Source organism: Cruoricaptor ignavus (genome assembly GCF_900141665.1).
Classification (GTDB): Bacteria; Bacteroidota; Bacteroidia; order Flavobacteriales; family Weeksellaceae; genus Cruoricaptor; species Cruoricaptor ignavus.
The window spans coordinates 1-20,657 of the sequence record NZ_FQYI01000005.1 but is presented as its reverse complement, the minus strand read 5'-3'; the positions used below and the strand labels follow the sequence as shown (position 1 = coordinate 20,657).

The following is a 20,657-nucleotide window of genomic DNA, read 5'->3' as shown; positions in this document are numbered from 1 at the left end:
CAGATTGTGAGAAGAGTTGCTTTTGTAATATTAATCTTCATATTTTTCTCAGCTTCTTGCTTTGCGCAGGAGTTGACTGTGATGAGTTTTAATATTCGATACAGCAACAACCACGACGGAATCAACGGATGGAAGTTTAGAAAGCAATGGATAGCTGATTTCGTAGATTTTCAAGACACCGATATTGTAGGTTTTCAGGAAGTAATGGATGATATGTATCCCGAGCTGCAATCTTTAATGCCGGGATACTCTTCCATCCATATGCCGAGCGATACGGGCAAACCAAATGGAGAATATGAAGCGGTGTCAATCTTCTACAAAAAGGAAAATCTGAAATTGCTGGACAGCGGAACATTCTGGCTTTCTGAAACTCCCGAAAAGCCGAGCAAGGGCTGGGATGCGATTTATAACAGAATCTGCACTTGGGGGAAATTTCAGCACAGCAATAGCGGAAAAACATTCTATCTCTTTAACACTCATCTGTCCCATGTTGGTGAAAATGCTAGGAGGAATGCTTCGCAAGTTATCTTGGATAAAATCAAAAATATAGCAAAAGGGCAGCCTGTGGTACTTTGCGGAGATTTCAATACTAAGCCGGATTCGCCGACTTACAATTACATAACTTCAGCATTGATTGACTCTAGAAAAATTGCGAAGAAGGTATATGCGCCCAATTATACAGGAACACCTTTCGAATGGCCAGTAAAAGACAATAACATCATTGATTACATATTTATAAATGATAAATTGGAAGTTGCAAAATTTGCAGCCTATGCCGAACAGAGACTACATACTAAAATTTCGGATCATTTGCCTTTATTAGTTAATCTAAAAATCAAGTAAAATGTTTAAAAAATTTTTTCTTCTAATACTTCACATTTTAATCTTCCAGGTTTACGCTCAGAAACCAATTTCGCTGTCCAAATTTCCGGACGATAAAGTGATGGTGGTAAGCCACAGAGCTGACTGGAGAAACGCACCTGAAAATTCCATTTGGGCTATTAGAAAAGCTATTGAAAAAGGTGTTGATATGGTGGAAATCGATTTAGCATTGACAAAAGACTCCGTCTTAATTTTGATGCACGACAAGACTATCGACCGAACTACAACTGGAAAAGGTAAGCCGTCTGATTATACGCTCGCCGAAATCAAAGAATTCTATCTGAGAGATGGCCTTGGCGTGAAAACACAAATGAAAGTGCCAACTTTGGAAGAGGCACTTGATGAGACTCAGGGAAAGGTGCTTGTTAATCTTGATAAGGCTTTTGACTACATTGATTTGGTATATCCCATATTGAAAAAGAGGAAAATGCTGGATGAAGTTTTAATTAAAGGCACAGAGACTTACAAAGATTTTGATAGAAAATACGGCCATCTAAAGAACGAAATCCATTTTATGCCAATAATAAGACTGGAAATAAAAGAAGGCTGGGGGAAAATAGATGAGTACCTCTCAAATTATAAAGTCTACGGCTTTGAATTCACCGTAGGTGAAACTGAAGAAAATCTAATCGACTTTGGCAAACTAAGGAAAAGAGGTGTAAAAGTTTGGGTAAATTCACTTTGGCCGCACCATAATGCAGGACATAATGATGATGTGGCTTTGGATAATCCAAATATTTACGATTGGTTTCTGAAAAACAACATTAACATCATACAAACCGACAGACCATTAGAGCTGATAAAGTTTCTGAAAGCAAGGAATAAAAAATATTAAGCATTCATCATTTTCTTTATATATTTCGGAAAGCCCTTTAAAGCTAATGCTTTTTGGGGCTTTTTTTCTTTTGTTCCTAATGTCTTGCTCTTCTTCCCGTGGTCTTTAAGTAATCAATCAAATTATGTGGATAGTTAGTTTCAATCACAGTAAAGCCCTGAGTAATCAGCCATTGCCAGCCGTAGGCACCACCCTTTTCTATACTGATGAAGTCATCGTGCCCAGCAGTATGGTGAGCCCAGGTAGCAGCGACAAACAGCTTGGTTCCATCTGCCTTAAGCTTTGGAATGTAGGAATAGGATTTATCCTCTAATGTTTTGATTCTGAACTGATACATTAACGGTTTCAGTTTTTTTCGGTATTCACTTATATAATTGTCCAAATCTTTTATCCCATCTTCCACTACAGGACAATAAATAATCTTTTTCAAATCTTCACCAAAAATATTGTATGCTTTGCTGTAAGGCATATCCAATACAAATATCGCCTGGCCCAGCGCCTGATGTTTCTTCAAAAGTGCAAGTATCGCCTGAAGTTTATATTCTACTGTTTTATCAGAATTTACCTGCCCGGCTTTGTCGAGATATAGATAAATTCTACCTTTTGCCGCCAGAATATATTCTTCCAGTGTTGGTACTGTTTCATTAGTCAATATGCCTTGTCCGTTTTTTAATCTAAGCGTTTTTATTTCAGCTAGAGTTTTTTCCGCTATCTTACCAGTGCCATTGGTAGTTCTGTCCAGTGTTTTGTCGTGCATAATAACCAGCTGATCGTCTTTGGTAAGCCACACATCTGTTTCCATAATATCCACTCCCAAAGTGATGGCATTTTCAAGCGCCTTTAGCGAATTTTCCGGCGCAAAAATCCAATCACCTCTGTGTGCAGATACAAACACATAATCGTCGTTATCCCGAATATCAACGGATTGCGACTTCAAACTAAAAAAAGCGAACAGAAAAAAGAACAGAAAATTCTTCCTTATTTTCATAAATTTTAAGAATTTAATTAAAACTAAATGTGCGGATTACCCGTCGTAAATTTAAGAAAATAAATGGGCCAGAGTCAATTGGGAAACAGAAAATATCCAAAATATTAATTAGCACCTAAAAATAAAAAAACCTGTAAATCAATGACTTACAGGAATATCAGCGGAGAGAGAGGCTCTTTCTCCTGAACCCTATTAGATGATTATAGAATATCAAAATATTGATAATCAGGTATAATACGAATTTGCTGTTATAGTTGAGTATCATAAAAAATCTTTGTATATCTCAATAATTGGGTGTAAATTTGGGTGTCGATTAATATGTTATACACCCATGAATATCAAACGAAATATAGTTTTTGCGCTTGAAAGAAGAAAGAAAGACGGTCTTCCTGTGATTGAAAATGTACCTATCCGTATGCGTGTTATTTACTATAATAAAAGGATAGAATTTACCACAGGCTACCGTATCGATTTTTCCAAATGGGATAAAGACAAGCAGCGTGTAAAAAATGGCTGTACCAATAAACTTAAGCAGACCGCAGCCGAAATCAATTCAGATCTTTTAAAATATTATTCGGATATACAGGATATTTTCAAAGAATGTGAAGTAAACGAAATCATTCCTACTCCTGAACAACTTAAAGCAGCATTCAATAATCGGCAAAATAAGGATTTGCCTAATAGTCTTGAATTAGAATCCTCAATACTTTCGTTCATGGGTAAATTTGATGAATTTGTACGAGAATGCGGAGTTCATAACAATTGGACAGAAGCAACCTATGAAAAATTTGCCACCACGAAAAAGCATTTGGAAGATTTTGATAAAAATTTGACTTTCGAATCATGGGACGAGAACAAACTCACTGAATTTGTAAACTATCTCCGTGACAAGAAGAGCTTTCGAAATAGTACCATCAGTAAGCAGATAGGATTTCTAAAATGGTTTCTTCGCTGGAGCAAAAAGAAAGGATACACCTCCAATTTTGCCTTTGAATTATTTAAACCAAAATTAAAGACCACTCAAAAGAAGGTTATATTTTTGACCTGGGCAGAATTGACGAAATTGAGAGAATACAAAATTCCGGAAACAAAAAAATACTTAGAGAGAGTTCGTGATGTTTTTTTGTTCCAGTGTTTTACAGGGCTTAGATATTCAGATGTATTCAATTTGAGGCGCAGTGATGTAAAAGACAACCATATCGAAATTACCACTGTAAAAACTGCGGACAGTTTAATTATCGAGTTAAACAACCACAGCAAAGCAATACTGGACAAGTATAAAGAAGTTCATTTTGAGTATGATAAAGTTCTTCCGGTCATCACCAATCAGAAGATGAACGATTATTTGAAAGAACTGGCGGAATTGGCGGAAATTGACGAGCCTGTACGGGAGGTCTACTATAAAGGAAATAAGCGAATCGATGAAGTGACACCAAAGTATGCTCTTTTGGGAACTCATGCAGGAAGGCGGACATTTATTTGTAATGCCCTTTCATTTGGTATTCCTGCGCAGGTTGTCATGAAATGGACGGGACACAGTGATTATAAGGCGATGAAACCCTATATTGATATTGCTGACGAAATCAAAGCCAGTGCAATGGACAAATTCAATCAATTATAATTTGACAAATGGAAGAAAATAAAACTCATGGTTCTCTATATCAAATTATGGATATATTGCCGAAATACACAAAATTAGACGAAATATATCAAAACATACTGAAAAACAAAATATTGCATTTTGAAGAACAACAGCAAATTGTTGCTTTTTTCAATCAATTCAGAAATCTTGAAAATTTTGAAAAAGCAGTTTTAAATTTCATCACTTCCAAAGACAAGGAAAAACAAGTACAGTTTTTTTCGATATTGCGGAAAGTGATAAAAAAGAATATCGAAAAGTATAATGACCATATAAATTCTTTAGATAATATAGATACATTTGAAATTTGCTGGGATAGAGCCAATTCCTTCGACTCCAAAATAAAAGCTCAAGAAAAATATACCAATAATCAGTATATAGAATTAAGGGATGCAAAAAATTCTTTGGAATCGGCAAGTTGGAAAGGTGATGAAGTGAGAGTTAGGGCGTTTGAAGAAAAAGTAAACAAATTTTCCAATTTATATAAGATCGAACCAGGAAAACTTGATGAACTTTATCGGGAGAAAGAAAAATTGCGTCAAGAATCCCTAAAGTTTGCCGATAATGTTTTTGGAAAGATCTGCGAATTGGAAAGTTCTTTTCTTTTGGTCTTAAATAATTATTTTTTTGATGAAATAAGACCAAATTCCGAGGAAAATTCCGAACTAAAACATGGAGAATATTTTGATATGCAATTAATATCATCCATTCATAAAGAATGTAATGGAATGCAATTCGAGAATTTGGGTGTTATAGATTTTTATAACATTCTCAATCTGCGACCATCAAATGCTAAGCTGATCATTAGGAATCGTGAAAAAGAGCGAACCTATCATTTAATTTCAAAACTATATGATTGTCTTCAGTCTGATGAAAATAAAGAATGGAGAACAGCCCTACTCAATCAATTAGGAATTAAATGGGAGACTTATAATTCCAAATATAAAACCGTAGCGGTAAGTTCTGAAGAAGGCAATAAGAAAAATAAAGAATTTAAAGACGTTATTGAGTCAATATTCAATACTATTTCCTGATATCCCATAAGCAACCACTTTTACCACTTAAAATATATTTAATACTCATTGATTATCAATGATATAAATTTCATAAATCCACCACCTTACCACTCTTTTCCCATCCTAGATTTGCAATGTGTTCGAACAATAACGCCGAAGTACAAGGCTTGTTTAACCATAACATTGTAAAAAATATGAACTTAAACGAACTTAAGCAGAAACCGCTTTGGCAGATGACAGGCGAAGAATTTCTCTATCTTCAGAAGACCGATGGGCATAAAGAAGATGCACCAGTTCCTCTCAATAATTCCATAAAAAAACACGTTTACGGAATTTCCGGAATCGCACGCCTTTTCGGGTGCAGCATTCCTACAGCCAACCGCATCAAGCAGAGTGGAAAAATAGATAAAGCCATCACGCAGATAGGTCGTAAAATCATCGTGGATGCAGACCTTGCATTAGAATTGGCAGGACGTAAAATCGGAGGAAGAAAATGATGATGGATAACAACAAAGACATTAAGAGTCTATGGCATTCGTCAAGGCTTTTGATTACCGACAAATTTGAATATCCGCCTGTGGTCATCCGTATTGATGAATCTGTTGTGGGAACATTGGGTAATTTTTCCGCTACCGTTGGAAAAGCCAAAAGCAGAAAGACCTTTAGTGTTACAGCGATGACCGCAGCTGCTCTGGTCTGTCGATTAATGCTCAATTATAATGCGGCTATGCCGGATGATAAGAGGAAAATCATTTACTTCGATACCGAACAAAGTCCGTATCACAGTCAGAAAGTCTTGTCAAGGATAATTGAACTATCGGGAATGAGCAAGGAGATTCAACCCGAGAATCTTGAATTCGTCTGTCTGAGAAGATTCAATCCTTCTATCCGTATACAGATTATCGAAGAAGCAATTAAAAGCACCACTTCATTGGGGTTGGTCATTATTGACGGAATCAGAGATTTGGTATTCGATATCAATTCCCCGAATGAATCTACCGAGATTATTTCTAAACTGATGATCTGGACAGAAGTCTATCAGTTGCATATTCACACTGTTTTGCATGTGAATAAAACGGATGATAATGCACGGGGACATTTGGGAACTGAACTACTGAATAAAGCCGAAACTATACTACAAGTGGTAAGAGATGAAAAAGACCCGAATATCTCTATTGTAAAACCGATGAGTATTCGTGATGTTGAGTTTGAACCTTTTGCCTTCAGGATTGATGACGATGGTTTACCTGAGCCTGTGGATGACTATCATATACAGACAGGTCAAGCCAAGGGATTTGATTATCACGAAATTTCAGAGCAAAACCATCGGGAAGCACTATCACTCGCTTTCAAAGACCAAAAATCACTTTCCTATGGAGAGCTTATCTCAAAATTGATAGAATCCTATGCTCATTTCGGATATGATTTCGGAACCAATAAGGCTAAAAAACTGAAGGTCTTTTGTCAAAACAAAACGATGATTTTTAAGGAGGGGAGATTTTACAAATTCAACCCCAGCTTCTACTATTAATTCCAAAATCATTCAATGGGCTATTTGGTTTAGTCTGGTTTACTACTATATAGTAGTAAACCAGACTAAACCAGTCATCGAATCCCAATAATCCAATACTGATTTTTTCTTTTCAATAGCAAGATTGCTGGTGAAAGAAAAAAATACCCAATAAATCCAAAATACATGAATACAAAAACAGCAAAAAATATCAGAATCATTGATTTTCTTAATGCTTTAGGGCATGAACCGCAAAGAACTATTCGATACAACTATTTTTACTATTCTCCATTTAGAACGGAAAAAACGGCATCGATGAAAGTTGATGACAAACTGAATCTATGGTACGACCATGGCTCTGCCCAAGGTGGAACCATCATAGACCTTATTATTGCCATGCAAAAAGCAATAAATGTTTCTGAGGCACTTACTTTCCTGAAAGGCTTAAATCTGAACACCGATTTTGTTTTCAATAACATGAGAGAGAAAATAGGAAATCAAAATAACACAAGAGAATCCAGCATTAAAATTGAAAAGATACAATCTCTTCACGATTCAAAATTGTTGCACTATTTAAAGGAGCGCAACATCAATATTGATACTGCTCGGAAATATCTACAGGAGATTCATTATTCTGTAGATGACAGGAAATATAAGGCATTGGGATGGCTCGATAATAATGGGAGCTATCATCTTCGTTCCGAATTTTTCAAAGGCTGCACTTCGCAGAATATTTCTGTGGTTGACGGAAGTGGCTGCAATCAGGAAAATACAATATGCATGGTCTACGAAGGGATGTTTGATTTTCTGTCTCATCTCACTTTGAAGAATGAAAAACAGTTTAAAGTAGATTGTATCATTCTGAATTCCCTTTCGAATTTGAATAAAGCCATAGAATGGATAAGGGAAAATAAACTTACACCAAGCCTGATACTTGACAATGATGCTGCCGGACAAAAAGCTACTTCGAAATTATTGAAAGAATTTCCGGAAGCAAAAGATTTTTCAGTAACCTATTCCGACCACAAAGACCTGAACGATTATCTCAAAAGCAAAAATATCCTTAACAATAATTTGGCTAATGATGTTGATGAGAGTAGAATTCCTGAACAAGCCAATACCTACAGGAGAAAAAGGTGAGGGCTGCACGGAAGGCTTTTGAAAAGAAAAGCCATAGCTTATTAGGGCTTTTTCTTAACGCTCCGTTGCACTTCACTAAAAAAGCCCCAATAAGCCAAGGGGGATACTCCCCCTTTGGAAACCCCCGAATTGTTTAAAAATTAAATTAAAAAGCAATGTCATATACCGTTCTACATTTAGAAAAAGCCAAAGGTAATGATTCCGGAATGTCAGCCCATATAGAAAGAACCATCCATCCGAAAAACGCAGATGCTTCACTAACTCATCTCAATAAAGAAATGATTGCCTATCCTGAAGGAATCAAAAACAGGACTTCGGCAATACAATACAGGTTGGACAATGCCAATCTCAAAAGAAAGATAGGAATCAATCAGGTGAGAGCCATTCGCATAATGTTGTCCGGAACTCATGAAACGATGAAAGCCATCGAGAAAAACAAACAATTAGACAATTGGTGTAAAGATAATCTCGATTGGATTAAAGAAACTTTCGGAGAAGAGAATTTGGTTTCCGCGGTATTGCATATGGATGAAAAAACACCTCATATTCACGCTACTATAATTCCAATAGTCACAGGAGAAAGAAGAAAAGCAAAAAAAGACAATAATCCTCATACATATAAAAAGAAAAATTCAAATGCCAACAGGCTTTGTGCCGATGATGTAATGGCAAGAAATAAGCTGAAGCACTATCAGAATACCTATGCTGCAGCAATGGCAAAATATGGATTAAGAAGAGGGATAGAGGGTTCGGAAGCCAAACATATTTCCACATCTGAATATTACCGAGACCTTCATCTCCAAAATCAACAGTTGGAAAAGGAAAAGAATCAAAAGCAATCTGAATTGAAAGCCATTGAGAAGAATATTTCTTCAAAAAGAATAATTGAAAATTTTGCGAATGCTATAACGGGTTCTAAAACTAAGAAATTGGAAAAGGAAAATGAACAAATGAAAAAAGAAATAAACATTCTTAGGATTGATAATGACAGAGAAAAAGGAAAGATGCAGGATTCAGTTTCAAAACTTGAAAATACATTAGAAAAGCAGAATAAGGTTTTTGACAAAGTATTGAAATATCACCCTGAAGTCAAAGATTCTCTTCCTATTGTTACCGAATGTGAAAAAATGAGGTTGCCGCCGGAACTGATTAAAAAGTTGTTAGAAAAGCAAGAAATCCATATAAGCGGTGAAATCTATTCTTCACGATACTTTAAAAGTTTCAAGGTTGAAAGTCTTAAATTGAGTATTGAATATGACACTACGGAAAAAAACAAGATTTTAAAAATTGAAGGTACTCAAAGTCAAAAATGGCTGGAAGAGAAATATAAGGATAGTTTGAGGATTAGTAATTCAAGAAATGAAGAGCATAATCATAAAAAAATAAGAAGATAACCTTTGAAAGCCCGTGAAGAACAATAAATAAAGAACCGCCATTTACTGAAACAATTTTTCTGACTAAAAAAAACCGCACTAAAAATGCGGATTTTTTTAATGAAAACTAGTTTTTTTATTTCTGCAAATATCGAAAATCTAAAAAATTTCGTACTTGTTTTCTATTGATTCGTCTGCGTTTAATTCTAGTTTCCGATTCGGTATCAGGGATGTACCATGCGTTTTTTGAATGTTCCATATCCATTTTTAACCAATCTTGATAAGAGGTGCTGTTTGAATTTTCATCTAAAACAAAAGTGCGAAATTCTATTTTTTGACCGTTGTAATATTCGGTAGGAGGTGTGAGAATGGATGGATTCGAAGATCCAATCAAGTAAGTTTTTCCGGTCGGATTTTGTCTTTTCATAATTTGAAGTTTTTATATTAATTATTTCCAAGTAACAGGAATATTTTGAAAAATAACATTTTCCTCGGGTTTTCCTATTTGATTCCCAACATAGCTAAACTTTAAATTAAGATGTTTGATGATTGGAAAATCAACTTCTTCAACCTTGAATTTGATAAATCCTTTCATTGGGATGTTGGGTTGTATTTGCTCAACTCGCAATCTATTGGCAGATGCATATACCTCATAGGTTTCGGATTGATTTCCACGTGCATCGACAAAATATGATTGTGATGCCTGAAAGTACTTCCTAGCTTCTGTCGCAGTATTTTGATAAAGATAGGAAATTGTGATCGTTTTGCCCTCCTTATTTCCGACAGCGCTGATAATGCTAATATCAAGATTATTGGCGGAATTTGATGCAAGTGGTTTAAGCAAATCGAGTGTTTCTTTGTAGTAGAGGTTTTGCTTGGTAAGTTCTGCAATTTCAGTTTTAACATTTGTTAGCTCATCTTTGATTTTTGAGCAGTCAATTTTCTGAGCGAATGTGACTGTGGAAATGGCAATCACGACTAATAGACTAAATCTTTTCATAGTGTTATTTTTTTGCATCCGTTCCAAAATGCATTTATTAAATAACAAAGCGTGGAACTGAAGCCAATCTGTAACTGTGGTACCGCGAAGAACCAAACATCCAGGATTTGACTTACAGCCCACGCCTATATGGCACAGGCGTAAGTCTATCGAAGATGGATGTTTTTTTTGAAAATTCGCGGTTTTCAGTTACCCAACGATAGACTACGCTTTGCGTTTTTATTTTAGTATAGCAAAAGTATGAAATTTTAGAAATAGTGTGTATATTTATCGCTAAATGTTAATCAAATAACAAATAATGAAAATCAATAGATTAAAAGTTATTCTTGCAGAAAAGTCAAAAACAAATAAATGGCTGGCTGAGCAACTTGGCAAAAGTGAGGTTACAGTTTCGCGTTGGGTAACAAACGAAATTCAACCGTCCACGGAAACTTTACTTGAAATTGCGAAACTTCTTGATATAGATATAAAAGATTTGTTGAACTCGACAAAATAACTATGGAAATACAAATTAAGGATAATAAAATATTTGCCCCTTTAAAAGATAAATGGTTAGTTCTGAAACCCGAAGAAAAAGTTCGGCAGGAATATATCGCTCGACTCGTAAAATCATATGGGTATGAGCTCAATCAGATGGAGCAGGAAATTAAGGTGAATAATTCCCAAAGAGGCCAAGGAAGAGCAATGGCTGATATTGCCATTTTCAAGAATGAAAAAGATAAACTTGAGCGTAAAAGCCCAGTAATTGTTGTTGAATGCAAGGCAGAACATATCACAATTCACGAGGAAGATTATTTCCAGGGATATAATTATGCTTCCTGGGCTGGAGCCGACTTTTTTGTAACCACCAATCAAAAAGAAACTCGAATTTTTAAAGTTGTAAAAGGACATATTCCAAAATCATTAGAGGAGATTGTCAATATTCCTACTGCAGATGAAATCAAGGATGATAAGAAAATCAATGCCCTGTTGAAGCAAACAAAAGCTTTTACTAGAGATGAATTTTCAAAACTGCTTTTCAAATGTCATAACATCATTAGAAATAATGATAAACTTTCACCGGAGGCAGCTTTTGATGAGATCAGCAAGATTTTATTTATAAAAATCAGATATGAAAGATCAAATTCAGAAGGGCAGATTTTTTCTTTGGAGGAATTCAAAAAAGCAAAAAAATACGATGATTTATATCGTGCAGAATCGGACAGTCCTTTTTATCAGAAACTATTTGAACTAACCAAAAAGGATTTTAAGGATGATGATTTATTTGAAGAAAGTGAGATCATTAGAATTCGTGAAAACAGTTTTGAAGCTATCGTAAAGGAACTTGAAATTTATAACCTTTCCACTACTTCTGATGATGTAAAAGGGATTGCTTTTGAGCAATTTTTAGGAAGAACTTTTAGGGGCGAACTTGGTCAATTCTTTACGCCAAGAACTGTGGTAGATTTTATGGTGGATGTATTGGATCCGCAGGAAGGCGAAGTGATTTGCGACCCATGCTGCGGCAGTGGTGGTTTCTTGATTAAAGCATTTGAATTTGTCCGTGCGAAAATTGAGGAAGAAATTCAGGAGCAAAAAGAAAAAATTAAAACTCAATTTTATACTGCTGAATATGAAAAAATGTCGGAATCTGATAAAGCTAAAGTTGATGAAACGGTAAACGATTTGTTTACAAAACTAAATGCAGAACTGGATATTAACAACGAAAAAAGCAGGTTGCGCGTTTTGAGTTACGACTGTATTTTCGGGACGGATGCCAACCCGAGAATGAGCCGGACTGCGAAAATGAATATGATTATGCACGGTGACGGTCACGGTGGCGTTCATCATAACGACGGTTTGCTGAATGTGAACGGAATTTTTGAAAACAGGTTTGATATTATCCTTACCAATCCACCTTTTGGGGCAAGAGTAGAAAAATCTTTAAAAATAACCGAAGCTGATAAATATACCGACACCGCAAGAATTTTAAAATATAGAGAACGCTACGGCAAAGCCTATGATGAAGCGCTGAAACAGGTGAATAACAACATCGGTAAATCTTTAATCAGTCTCTATAAAACTGGAGCTATGAGTACTTTGACGGAAGTCCTTTTTATTGAGCGTTGCTTGAATTTGCTAAAACCCGGAGGAAGAATGGGAATTGTTTTGCCGGAAGGCGTACTGAACAATACCAATTTGCAAAAGATCCGGGATTTTGTGGAAAGTCAGGCGAAAATTGTGCTGATTACTTCCATTCCGCAGGATGTATTCATTGCTTCGGGTGCAACGGTGAAGCCGAGTTTGCTGTTCTTCAAAAAATTTACAGAAGAAGAAGCCAAAGAATATAAAAACATAAAAACAAGGGCTGAAAAAAAAGTAAAGGCAAAATACAATACAAGAACTGAAGAAATAAATAACCAACTTTCCCTGAAAGGAAAAGATGCAGTTTCCGCAGACGAAAAGAAAAAACTACGCACAGAATTAAAACAAATTGTGGAGAAAATTTCAGCAGATATAAAAGCAGAAATTAAGGAAGGTTTTAACTACGAAATTCCTATAGCAGAAGTAGAAAAAGCTGGTATAAGCACAACGGGTGCTAAAATTGAAAATGAACTGGAACCTTTGGCGGAGGAGTTTAAAAAATACCGTGAACAAAACCACCTTTGGGAAAACAAGTTTAGAGAGGTGAAATATGAAGTGATAGAAGACAATATCTATCGATTGCCGATTGCCGAAAAAAGCGGTGAAGTTTCTGAACCTGAAATTTTTTATAATTAATGAGAACAGTACAAAATTTTTCCTGGCTAAAATTTGTAGATTATTCAAAATTTGATAAATGGTTTGTAAGTTATTATATAAACCCCAATAATTTTGATTCAACTTTTAGTTTGGTGGAGTTAAGAAATGTTATATCTCCAATCAAAAATAAAATTAGAAAAATTGATTATAAAAAGGACTTTCCAGTAGTAAAAAAAATTTCTTTTGCTGATGGTGTTATTCACTTGAGGGATGAATTGGAAACCAATATGGATTTATATGCTTTGGAAAAGGGAGATTTATTAGTTTCAAAAATTAATTTTCATCAAGGAGCTTTAGCAATAAACACAATCGGGAAATTAGTGTGTACTACACACTATCAACCTTATCATATTAATCGGGATATTGTTAATGATAAATATTTAGTAATGGCAATTCGTAGTCAAAACTTTAAAAATCATTTGTCTTTTTTACGAGCTGAGGGTATAAAAAACGAGGCGACTTACGAATTTATTTCCTCATTACTAATTCCTCTTCCTCCCCTTTCAGAACAACAAAAGATTGTGGAAGCCTACGAGAGAAAGATAAACGATGCCCAAGAATTGCAACTAAAAGCCCAAAACTTAGAAGCAGATATAGAAAAATATTTATTTGAGGAATTGGGGATTGAAAAAAATAAAATTTCTATTAAAAATGATTCTCTTTTACATTTAGTAGATTTTAAGAATGTTGAAAAATGGGGGTTTGATTATAATAATAAAGGCGAAGATTTATTTTTTCATTCAAATAAGTACAAAAACGAAAGATTAAAAAATCTCGTAGATATAAATCCTACAACAATACTTCCAGATAAAGATACTGTTATTTCCTTTATCCCAATGGAGTGTATTTCTGATGAATATGGTAAAGTGGTTGAGTTGCGAGAAAAAACAGTATTGAATTCAAAAGGATATACAAAATTTCAGGACGGTGATCTGATCTGGGCTCGTATCACACCATGTATGCAGAATGGAAAATCAGCGATCGTCAATAATCTAAAAAATGGTTTTGGTTGTGGCTCTACTGAATATCATGTTTTAAGAAATAGCAGTAAGAGCGTAGATTTAGAATTTATTTATCATATTCTTAGATTGCCAAAGCTTCTACAGTATGCAACGTTGTTTTTTACAGGTTCTGCTGGACAGCAAAGAGTTCCTAAGGCATTTTTGGAGGATTTTATAATTCCTGTTCCAACACTCGAAAAGCAAAAAGAAATTTCGCATCATATTTCTGACATGAAAAACAGAATTGAAATGTTGAAGAATGAAGCAAGTGCTTTAAAAGAAAACGCGGAAATTGAATTTGAAGAAACCGTATTTAAAACCCAATAAAATGCAGATTACCAAATTATTTATTAAGAAATATAAAATCTTCGAGAATTTTGAAATAGATTTTCAAAAGTATATTTCCATAGTTATTGGGATCAATGGTTCAGGCAAATCAACCATTTTAGAAAGTATTGCTCAGATATTCAGTGATGCATTTCGAAATGAAAAGACAAAATTTCAATTTAAGTTAGAGTACGAGTTGCGGTTAGAGGAAATTCTGGAACAAACTTCCATGACTTCTGATTTCAAGACGGATTATATTAAGGTTGAAATTTTTAACAAAAAAGAAAATTCTAACCAAGAATATATTGTAAATGGAAGGAAATTAAAAAGGGAAGAGATTGCTGAAATTTACGGTAGTTTTGAACGAATTTTACCCAGCAATATTGTTATCTACTATTCTGGTCAATCTCATATTATGGAGCGAGTTTGTGAGCCTTTCAATAAGGAGCTATCATTTAATCTACGTTCTGAAGATAAGCATTTAGATCGTCCTTTTTTATACTACGAACCAAAATTGTTCGGAACTATTTTATTATCATTATTATCCTATGAATTTGGTGATGTTCCTGGTTTTCTTCTCAAAATTGCAAAGATTAAAAATGTTGTAAGCGTAAAAATTAAACTTCGGAAACCAAAATGGGCAAGGAAAAAAATTAATGAATTTTGGGGTGCAGAAGGTGAAGTAGAACTGTTATTGAGATTTTTGGACAGTTTGGAGGAACCTTTACATTTAGCTCCTGTTGAGTATTCAAAATCAGGAAATGTGGTGATGGAAGCATGGGAAGATACTGCGTTAAACATTACAATTTTAGGTGGTGAAATGATCTACTCAATCCGTGAGTATTTTGTTGAAGAAAAACGATTTTTTGAAATTCTCAATACATTAATTATAGATGGTTTTCAACCTGAATTTTCATTTACTTTTAAAAATAATGATGACGCTAAATTTATTCATTTAAGTGAGGGTGAACAACAATTAATAATTGCGAAAGGTTTGATTGAATTATCGGGTAGAGAAAACACTTTATTCCTATTTGACGAACCTGATACCTATCTTCATCCTTCTTGGCAACGGAAATATATAGAACTCATTAAGAATAATATATCTGAAGATAATACATCACATTTTATAATTACAACACATTCACCTCAATTATTAAGTAATTCAGATAACAAATATTCTGAAGTGAAAATTGTTGAAAACGCCAAAGTTTTAAACTATACACCAAATTACTATGGAAAAGATATTAGTACCATTCTATATGAACTTATGAATGTTGAAGAAAGAATACCCGAGGTTACGAAAATGCTTACTGAATTATTTGGATTGATTGAAAATGAAAATTTGAATGATTCAAAAAAGAAATATGACGAATTAGTTAAATTACTCGGTACAGATGACCCTGAATTGATAAATGCAAAAATTCAAATTGATTATTTAGAGTCTGACTTAAATGAGGAAAATAAATAAAGGCAGGGAACCAAGATCACTAGCGGAGCATCGATCACGACCACATTCAAATTATAGCAATATTCCTTCCGATGCAAAAGAGGAATTGCGTGAAAGTTTAATGAAAGAACAGGGATTTGTTTGTTGCTATTGCATGAAAAGGATTCCCGAAAAAGAAACTTCACCAGGCTGTAAAATTGAACATTTTAAATGTCAAAATAATTATAGTGATTTAGGTTTGGATTATAAAAATCTATTCGCTGCTTGTACTGGCAATCAAGGTAAAGGAGGTCAGTTGCAAACTTGCGACAGTAAGAAAGGTGATAAAGATTTGCAAACTATTGATATCTTGTCTGCATCACCCTTATGTAGTGCTATAATCACTTATCAAGCAGATGGTACAATTACAGGGGAAAGTAAGGAAACTGTGTTAGAGATTGACGAAATTCTTAATCTTAATATGCAATCTTTAAAAAAGGCAAGAAGCCAAGTGTATAAAAATGTAAAAGATAGAATTCATAATGAATGTAAATATCTTGGAAATAAACGGTTAAAAGAAAGCTTTATTAAAAAAGAGATAGAGTTTTGGAGTTCTCGATCAGAAAATAAACATAAAGAATTTTTTGGTGTTGCGCTTTATTTGTTGGATAAAAAATTAAATAGTTTGAAATAGTAAAATATCTTAAAAAAATTATTACTTGATAAAATGAATCTAATCCCGAAAATAGAACAAGCCCTCAAATCCATTAACGATGCCAAATTTCCAATATTAGTAACCCACTTGTTACAATTGGAGGGCTACAATTTTATTTCTGCTCCGGGAACGGTAGAGGCAAAAGAAAAAAATAAAAAGGGATCGCCAGACTCCTTTTTTGAATACAAAAGTGGTTATCTATTTGTAGAATATACTACAAAGGAAAGAGTTGGAAATTCTCGGTCTTTTATTTATAAATTATTATCTGATATTGACCATTGTTTTAATGAGACTGTAACCAAAATTCCTAAAAATAAGGTTCATAAAATAATTTTAGCCTGTAATGAAATCATAAAACCGGAGGAAGATTTTCTGCTAAAAGAAAAGGTCGCATCACACAATAAGTTAACAGAGTTTGAAATTTACAGCATTCAGAAATTAAGCTTCAAACTGGCAAGTCATCCTTACTTGCTTTCTGCCTATTTGAATATTCATTCCACCATAGGCGCTATTTATCCTTTGGCTGATTATTTAGAAAAGACAAAGAAAGCAATTCAACCGTCACTTACCAATCCTTTTATTGGCCGTGAAGATCAGCTTAATCAAACTATGGCTTTGCTCCGTAGTGTCGATAAGTTATTGTTAACAGGTGGCGCTGGTGTCGGAAAATCCAGACTAGCTGTGAAAATTCTTGAAGAATTCGGCAAGGAGGGCTATCATCCGATTGTAATTGAAGGATCATCTCCGCCGATTTGGGAAGATTTAAAGAATGCTTTTTCTGCTGGGGAGAAGTATATCGTTTTGCTCGATGATGCTAATAAAGGAATGAATAATTTCAATTATTTGCTTAACACTACCACGGAGAAAAAATCCTATGAACTTAAAATCGTGGTTACTTCTCGCGATTATGTAAAAAATATTGTTGAGGGCGAGCTTAAGAATTATGCATTCAATGAACTAAATATCCCAGTATTTAAAGACGAGGATATTGAAAAAATTATTTTGGCTTCGCTACCCAATCTCCAATATTACTATGATATAAAAAAAGCTATAGTCGCTATAGCAAAAGGAAATGCCCGAATTGCTTTAATGGCTACGGCTTCCGTACAACCCGGAGCAAAGAACAATTATCTTCAGAATCCTGTACTGCTTTACGAAGAATATTTTGAAAAAATAGCAACTGAGACAAAAATTCTAACCAACCCAATTAATCTTCAAGCTTTGGCGATTATTTCATTTTTCGGTGTACTTGACCGTCAAGATCATAAGCTTCAAGAATTGCTTCAAAGTAAATTTTCTATCAATTGGAACGAATTGTGGTCGTCTATTTTAGAATTGCACCAAAAGGAACTGGTAGATTTATACAGCGATGAAGTTGCAAGAATTTCGGATCAAGTATTGGGAACTTATGTTTTTTATAAATGTTTTATTGATAGAAAAAGCGCCGCTATAAATTATGGAAAATGGGTTGAAAGTTTTATTGAAAATTATTTTTATAAAATAAGAAATACATTGGTAGATGTAAATAATACTTTTGGTTTTTCCCATATAAAAGATCAGATAGAACCTCATTTGACATATCTGGAACAAAATATTTCCGGTGTCAACGAAAGATATCAATTTTTTGATATCTTCTGGCTTTATCGTCAATTAGACTGTCTAACTTTTGTAAAGGATTGGATTGATTCTTTGGAACAGAAAACGAATGAAGTGGGATATTCTTTACAATATAACACAAACGATTATCAACAACCGGGCAAGTATCTTGTTTTTTTATCTCGTTTTTGGAACCAACAAAATGACTACTTTGAATCTTCGATTCAACTTGCATTAGATCTTGTAAGCAAACAACCGTCACGCTTTACAGAAGTGTTGAAATTCATAACAGACTGTACTATTTATCGGCATACAGACCCTTATCTTGATTATGAAAGACAGTTAAGATTTTATGAAGTTTTTAAGAATTTAGCAACAGAGCAGAAGTATAAAGAAATCTGTAATCTCATATTACTGGGAATCGGTTCCGATTTTTTGAAGTGGCATTTTAACGATTTTGAAAGCAAAGGAATGGCGTTTACTTCCTACACTTTCTCACTCTATAGAACAGCAAATTTAGAATTGCTCCGCGGGAAAATTCTAAGTCATTTTGCAGAAAATGTGAACTTTAGTGAATTGACGACGAATAGTTATTTGCAGGTTATTACAAATCCTCGGGGAAATTTTGATGCACAACTGTATTTGAATGAAATTCCTTTTTATGACAAGATAATCTCTCAACTGAATGTAAATCAGTACTCACACTGCAAATTTGTGGTAGAACTCAGCGACAGAATAATAGACGCTAAAGGAACTCCTCCAGACGATTGGGAGGTTTTTACGCATTCGGATGTGGTAAAACTTTCAAATTTTTTGAGACCAGCTTGGGCTTTTAAAATTGACAGAACAAAATCATTAGATGAGTGCGAAGTCGAACGGAAAGAGAATTTTAGAAAATTTGTTGAAGAAAATAACTGGTCGAATATTTCTAAATTTTTTATTTCGGCAAGTAATCTAAATAAGCAGCAGTTAGACCGAACTTTTTGGGATATTGATTATTCGATTACTGAAATTTTTATTTTGCTTGCAAGAAAGAGCATGGCCGATTATTTAAAAGCTTTGCATTTGTTTTTTGAGAGTAAAATTGAATTTGTTTTGACTTCTAATATCGTTAGAATACCTTTGGGTGAGAGCCTTTGCGCGGGTAAGGACATATTAAATATTATTGACGCTAATAATGTTAATGGCAGTGATTTTTGGGTTTCCGCTGTTTTATCTTACCTTCCTCAAAATGAGATAAATCAGTTGATGCTTGAAAGATTAATATATGTTTTTAAAACAGCAAAAGGAAAAATATATATTTCTCAAATGTCCGATTTTTTAAAATATAGTGACCAATTTGAAAAATATAAAGTGGAAAAGATAGAACTAGTTTCTCATAACATAATTACCTATTTAACTTCACTAATTCTGGATAAAGAAATTATCAATCGATCGAACTTCGGATGGCGCATCTTTCAGGATTATAGCAACTATTTTGGTGACCAAAAAGACTTACTCACAGATGTTTATTGGAAAATCGTAGAAGTGGATCCGGGATTTGATTTTGAGGGAAAAGAACTTGAAGCGGTTTTAAGAATTAATAGTAAAGCTATAAATGATGGAATTAAACGAGGGAAAATAAGTCTCGGATATGGTTCAGGCTTTGAACGGATGAAGCTTCAGGCTTTGTGGCGTTTAGAAAACTGTTTCGAGATAATTGAAGGGCTTATTTTTTTGATAAGGGATTCGAATACCTATGGTTTTGTGAGAGAGGAAGAAATGAATGCGTTGTTTAATGTCAATGAAAACTCCGTTAATCTAATTGAAAAAATGAAGTTCTTCATCTTACAAATGCTACGCAAACACGCGAAGGACAATTTTGTTGTTATAGCTTTACTCAATGTGGTTTACGATAAGTTCAATGATTGGTTTTTTGAGTTTTTCAGGGAATTATTGCTTGTTAATAAGGACACGGAATTATTAAAAGAAATAAGCTTTAGCCGAACGGAAAGTTGGTCAGGAAGCCGTGTACCAATTATTCAGTCAAAAATTAATTTTCTAGAAAAGGTTGTGGCAACGATTAAAACTTTACCAAACCTTTTAGACTATGCAGCGCATATAAAGCATTTTGAACAGTGTATCCGCTGGAAACAGGAAGAAATAGAGCAAGAATTGAAAAGGGACTTTATTGAACAAGCATCGTACTAATTTAACCCGTAGTGCATTATAAAAAAGGTTGCTCAAGTGACTAAAAATTAGTATATTGTATTGACTACCAATCAAATACAATTATGAGCAACCTTGAGGCAAGTTACAACTTAATTTTAAATAATTTAAGAGACATTTCCGAAACTGAAGATTTTTATTTTAAACCTATAAAACCAAAACTATCTGATATAGAGTTGATTGGCTTGATTATTTTGGCTGAATTTAAGTCCATTGA

General features: G+C 34.2%; 17 protein-coding genes and 1 pseudogene. 15 read left to right on the top strand and 3 right to left on the bottom strand.

Annotation, left to right across the window (positions count from 1 at the left end; translation table 11 throughout):
• The first annotated feature begins 81 nt into the window (after window positions 1–81).
• Together BUB43_RS06085 and BUB43_RS06080 are read left to right on the top strand one after the other, a co-directional pair.
• A complete protein-coding gene (locus tag BUB43_RS06085) occupies window positions 82–843 on the top strand; it encodes an endonuclease/exonuclease/phosphatase family protein (protein WP_083541179.1) in 762 nt (253 codons plus the stop codon).
• A 1-nt stretch (window position 844) separates the two neighbouring features.
• Complete coding sequence (locus tag BUB43_RS06080; protein WP_073179299.1) at window positions 845–1,717, top strand: glycerophosphodiester phosphodiesterase family protein; 873 nt, start codon at window positions 845–847, stop codon at window positions 1,715–1,717.
• 76 nt (window positions 1,718–1,793) lie between these two features.
• On the opposite strand, the gene BUB43_RS06075 is transcribed toward BUB43_RS06080, so the two are convergent.
• Window positions 1,794–2,705 carry a glycerophosphodiester phosphodiesterase family protein gene (locus BUB43_RS06075; RefSeq protein ID WP_073179298.1) on the bottom strand — a complete coding sequence of 304 codons (912 nt, stop codon included), beginning with the start codon at window positions 2,703–2,705 and terminating at the stop codon, window positions 1,794–1,796.
• A gap of 331 nt (window positions 2,706–3,036) precedes the next feature.
• Between BUB43_RS06075 and BUB43_RS06070 the strand changes: the two genes are divergently transcribed.
• The 6 genes from BUB43_RS06070 (at window position 3,037) to mobV (ending at window position 9,404) form a co-directional block, all read left to right on the top strand.
• Entirely contained in the window at window positions 3,037–4,326 is a 1,290-nt protein-coding gene (locus BUB43_RS06070) for a site-specific integrase (RefSeq protein ID WP_073179296.1), read from the top strand.
• An 8-nt stretch (window positions 4,327–4,334) separates the two neighbouring features.
• On the top strand, window positions 4,335–5,378 hold the full coding sequence (locus BUB43_RS06065) for a hypothetical protein (protein ID WP_073179294.1): 1,044 nt from the start codon (window positions 4,335–4,337) through the stop codon (window positions 5,376–5,378).
• A 176-nt stretch (window positions 5,379–5,554) separates the two neighbouring features.
• Window positions 5,555–5,857: a DUF3853 family protein gene (locus BUB43_RS06060; protein WP_073179546.1), complete on the top strand. Its 303-nt coding sequence runs from the start codon at window positions 5,555–5,557 to the stop codon at window positions 5,855–5,857.
• The gene (locus BUB43_RS06055; RefSeq protein ID WP_260200474.1) at window positions 5,854–6,891 is read left to right on the top strand and encodes an AAA family ATPase; all 1,038 of its coding nucleotides are present in this window, start codon (window positions 5,854–5,856) and stop codon (window positions 6,889–6,891) included. The genes BUB43_RS06060 and BUB43_RS06055 overlap by 4 nt, the downstream gene beginning before the upstream one ends.
• A gap of 294 nt (window positions 6,892–7,185) precedes the next feature.
• Window positions 7,186–8,010, top strand: coding sequence for a toprim domain-containing protein (locus BUB43_RS06050; protein WP_073179292.1), 825 nt, complete (start codon window positions 7,186–7,188; stop codon window positions 8,008–8,010).
• Window positions 8,011–8,165: 155 nt separating this feature from the next.
• Entirely contained in the window at window positions 8,166–9,404 is a 1,239-nt protein-coding gene (mobV, locus tag BUB43_RS06045; protein ID WP_073179290.1) for a MobV family relaxase, read from the top strand.
• Window positions 9,405–9,519: 115 nt separating this feature from the next.
• Here the strand turns inward: mobV and BUB43_RS11100 are convergent, their stop codons facing one another.
• Together BUB43_RS11100 and BUB43_RS06040 are read right to left on the bottom strand one after the other, a co-directional pair.
• Complete coding sequence (locus BUB43_RS11100) at window positions 9,520–9,810, bottom strand: hypothetical protein (RefSeq protein ID WP_143154050.1); 291 nt, start codon at window positions 9,808–9,810, stop codon at window positions 9,520–9,522.
• A gap of 21 nt (window positions 9,811–9,831) precedes the next feature.
• Entirely contained in the window at window positions 9,832–10,383 is a 552-nt protein-coding gene (locus tag BUB43_RS06040; RefSeq protein WP_143154049.1) for a hypothetical protein, read from the bottom strand.
• A gap of 298 nt (window positions 10,384–10,681) precedes the next feature.
• Between BUB43_RS06040 and BUB43_RS06035 the strand changes: the two genes are divergently transcribed.
• The 7 genes and pseudogenes from BUB43_RS06035 to BUB43_RS11615 all read left to right on the top strand — a co-directional run.
• Complete coding sequence (locus BUB43_RS06035) at window positions 10,682–10,879, top strand: helix-turn-helix transcriptional regulator (RefSeq protein ID WP_073179286.1); 198 nt, start codon at window positions 10,682–10,684, stop codon at window positions 10,877–10,879.
• Between the two features lie 2 nt (window positions 10,880–10,881).
• The gene (locus BUB43_RS06030; protein WP_073179284.1) at window positions 10,882–13,143 is read left to right on the top strand and encodes an N-6 DNA methylase; all 2,262 of its coding nucleotides are present in this window, start codon (window positions 10,882–10,884) and stop codon (window positions 13,141–13,143) included.
• Complete coding sequence (locus BUB43_RS06025) at window positions 13,143–14,492, top strand: restriction endonuclease subunit S (protein ID WP_073179282.1); 1,350 nt, start codon at window positions 13,143–13,145, stop codon at window positions 14,490–14,492. The genes BUB43_RS06030 and BUB43_RS06025 overlap by 1 nt, the downstream gene beginning before the upstream one ends.
• A gap of 1 nt (window position 14,493) precedes the next feature.
• Complete coding sequence (locus BUB43_RS06020) at window positions 14,494–15,963, top strand: ATP-binding protein (RefSeq protein WP_073179281.1); 1,470 nt, start codon at window positions 14,494–14,496, stop codon at window positions 15,961–15,963.
• The gene (locus BUB43_RS06015) at window positions 15,947–16,615 is read left to right on the top strand and encodes a retron system putative HNH endonuclease (protein ID WP_073179279.1); all 669 of its coding nucleotides are present in this window, start codon (window positions 15,947–15,949) and stop codon (window positions 16,613–16,615) included. The genes BUB43_RS06020 and BUB43_RS06015 overlap by 17 nt, the downstream gene beginning before the upstream one ends.
• Before the next feature lie 33 nt (window positions 16,616–16,648).
• Window positions 16,649–20,422: an ATP-binding protein gene (locus tag BUB43_RS06010; RefSeq protein ID WP_073179277.1), complete on the top strand. Its 3,774-nt coding sequence runs from the start codon at window positions 16,649–16,651 to the stop codon at window positions 20,420–20,422.
• Window positions 20,423–20,505: 83 nt separating this feature from the next.
• A pseudogene (locus BUB43_RS11615) lies at window positions 20,506–20,657 on the top strand (IS982 family transposase); the annotation flags it as partial.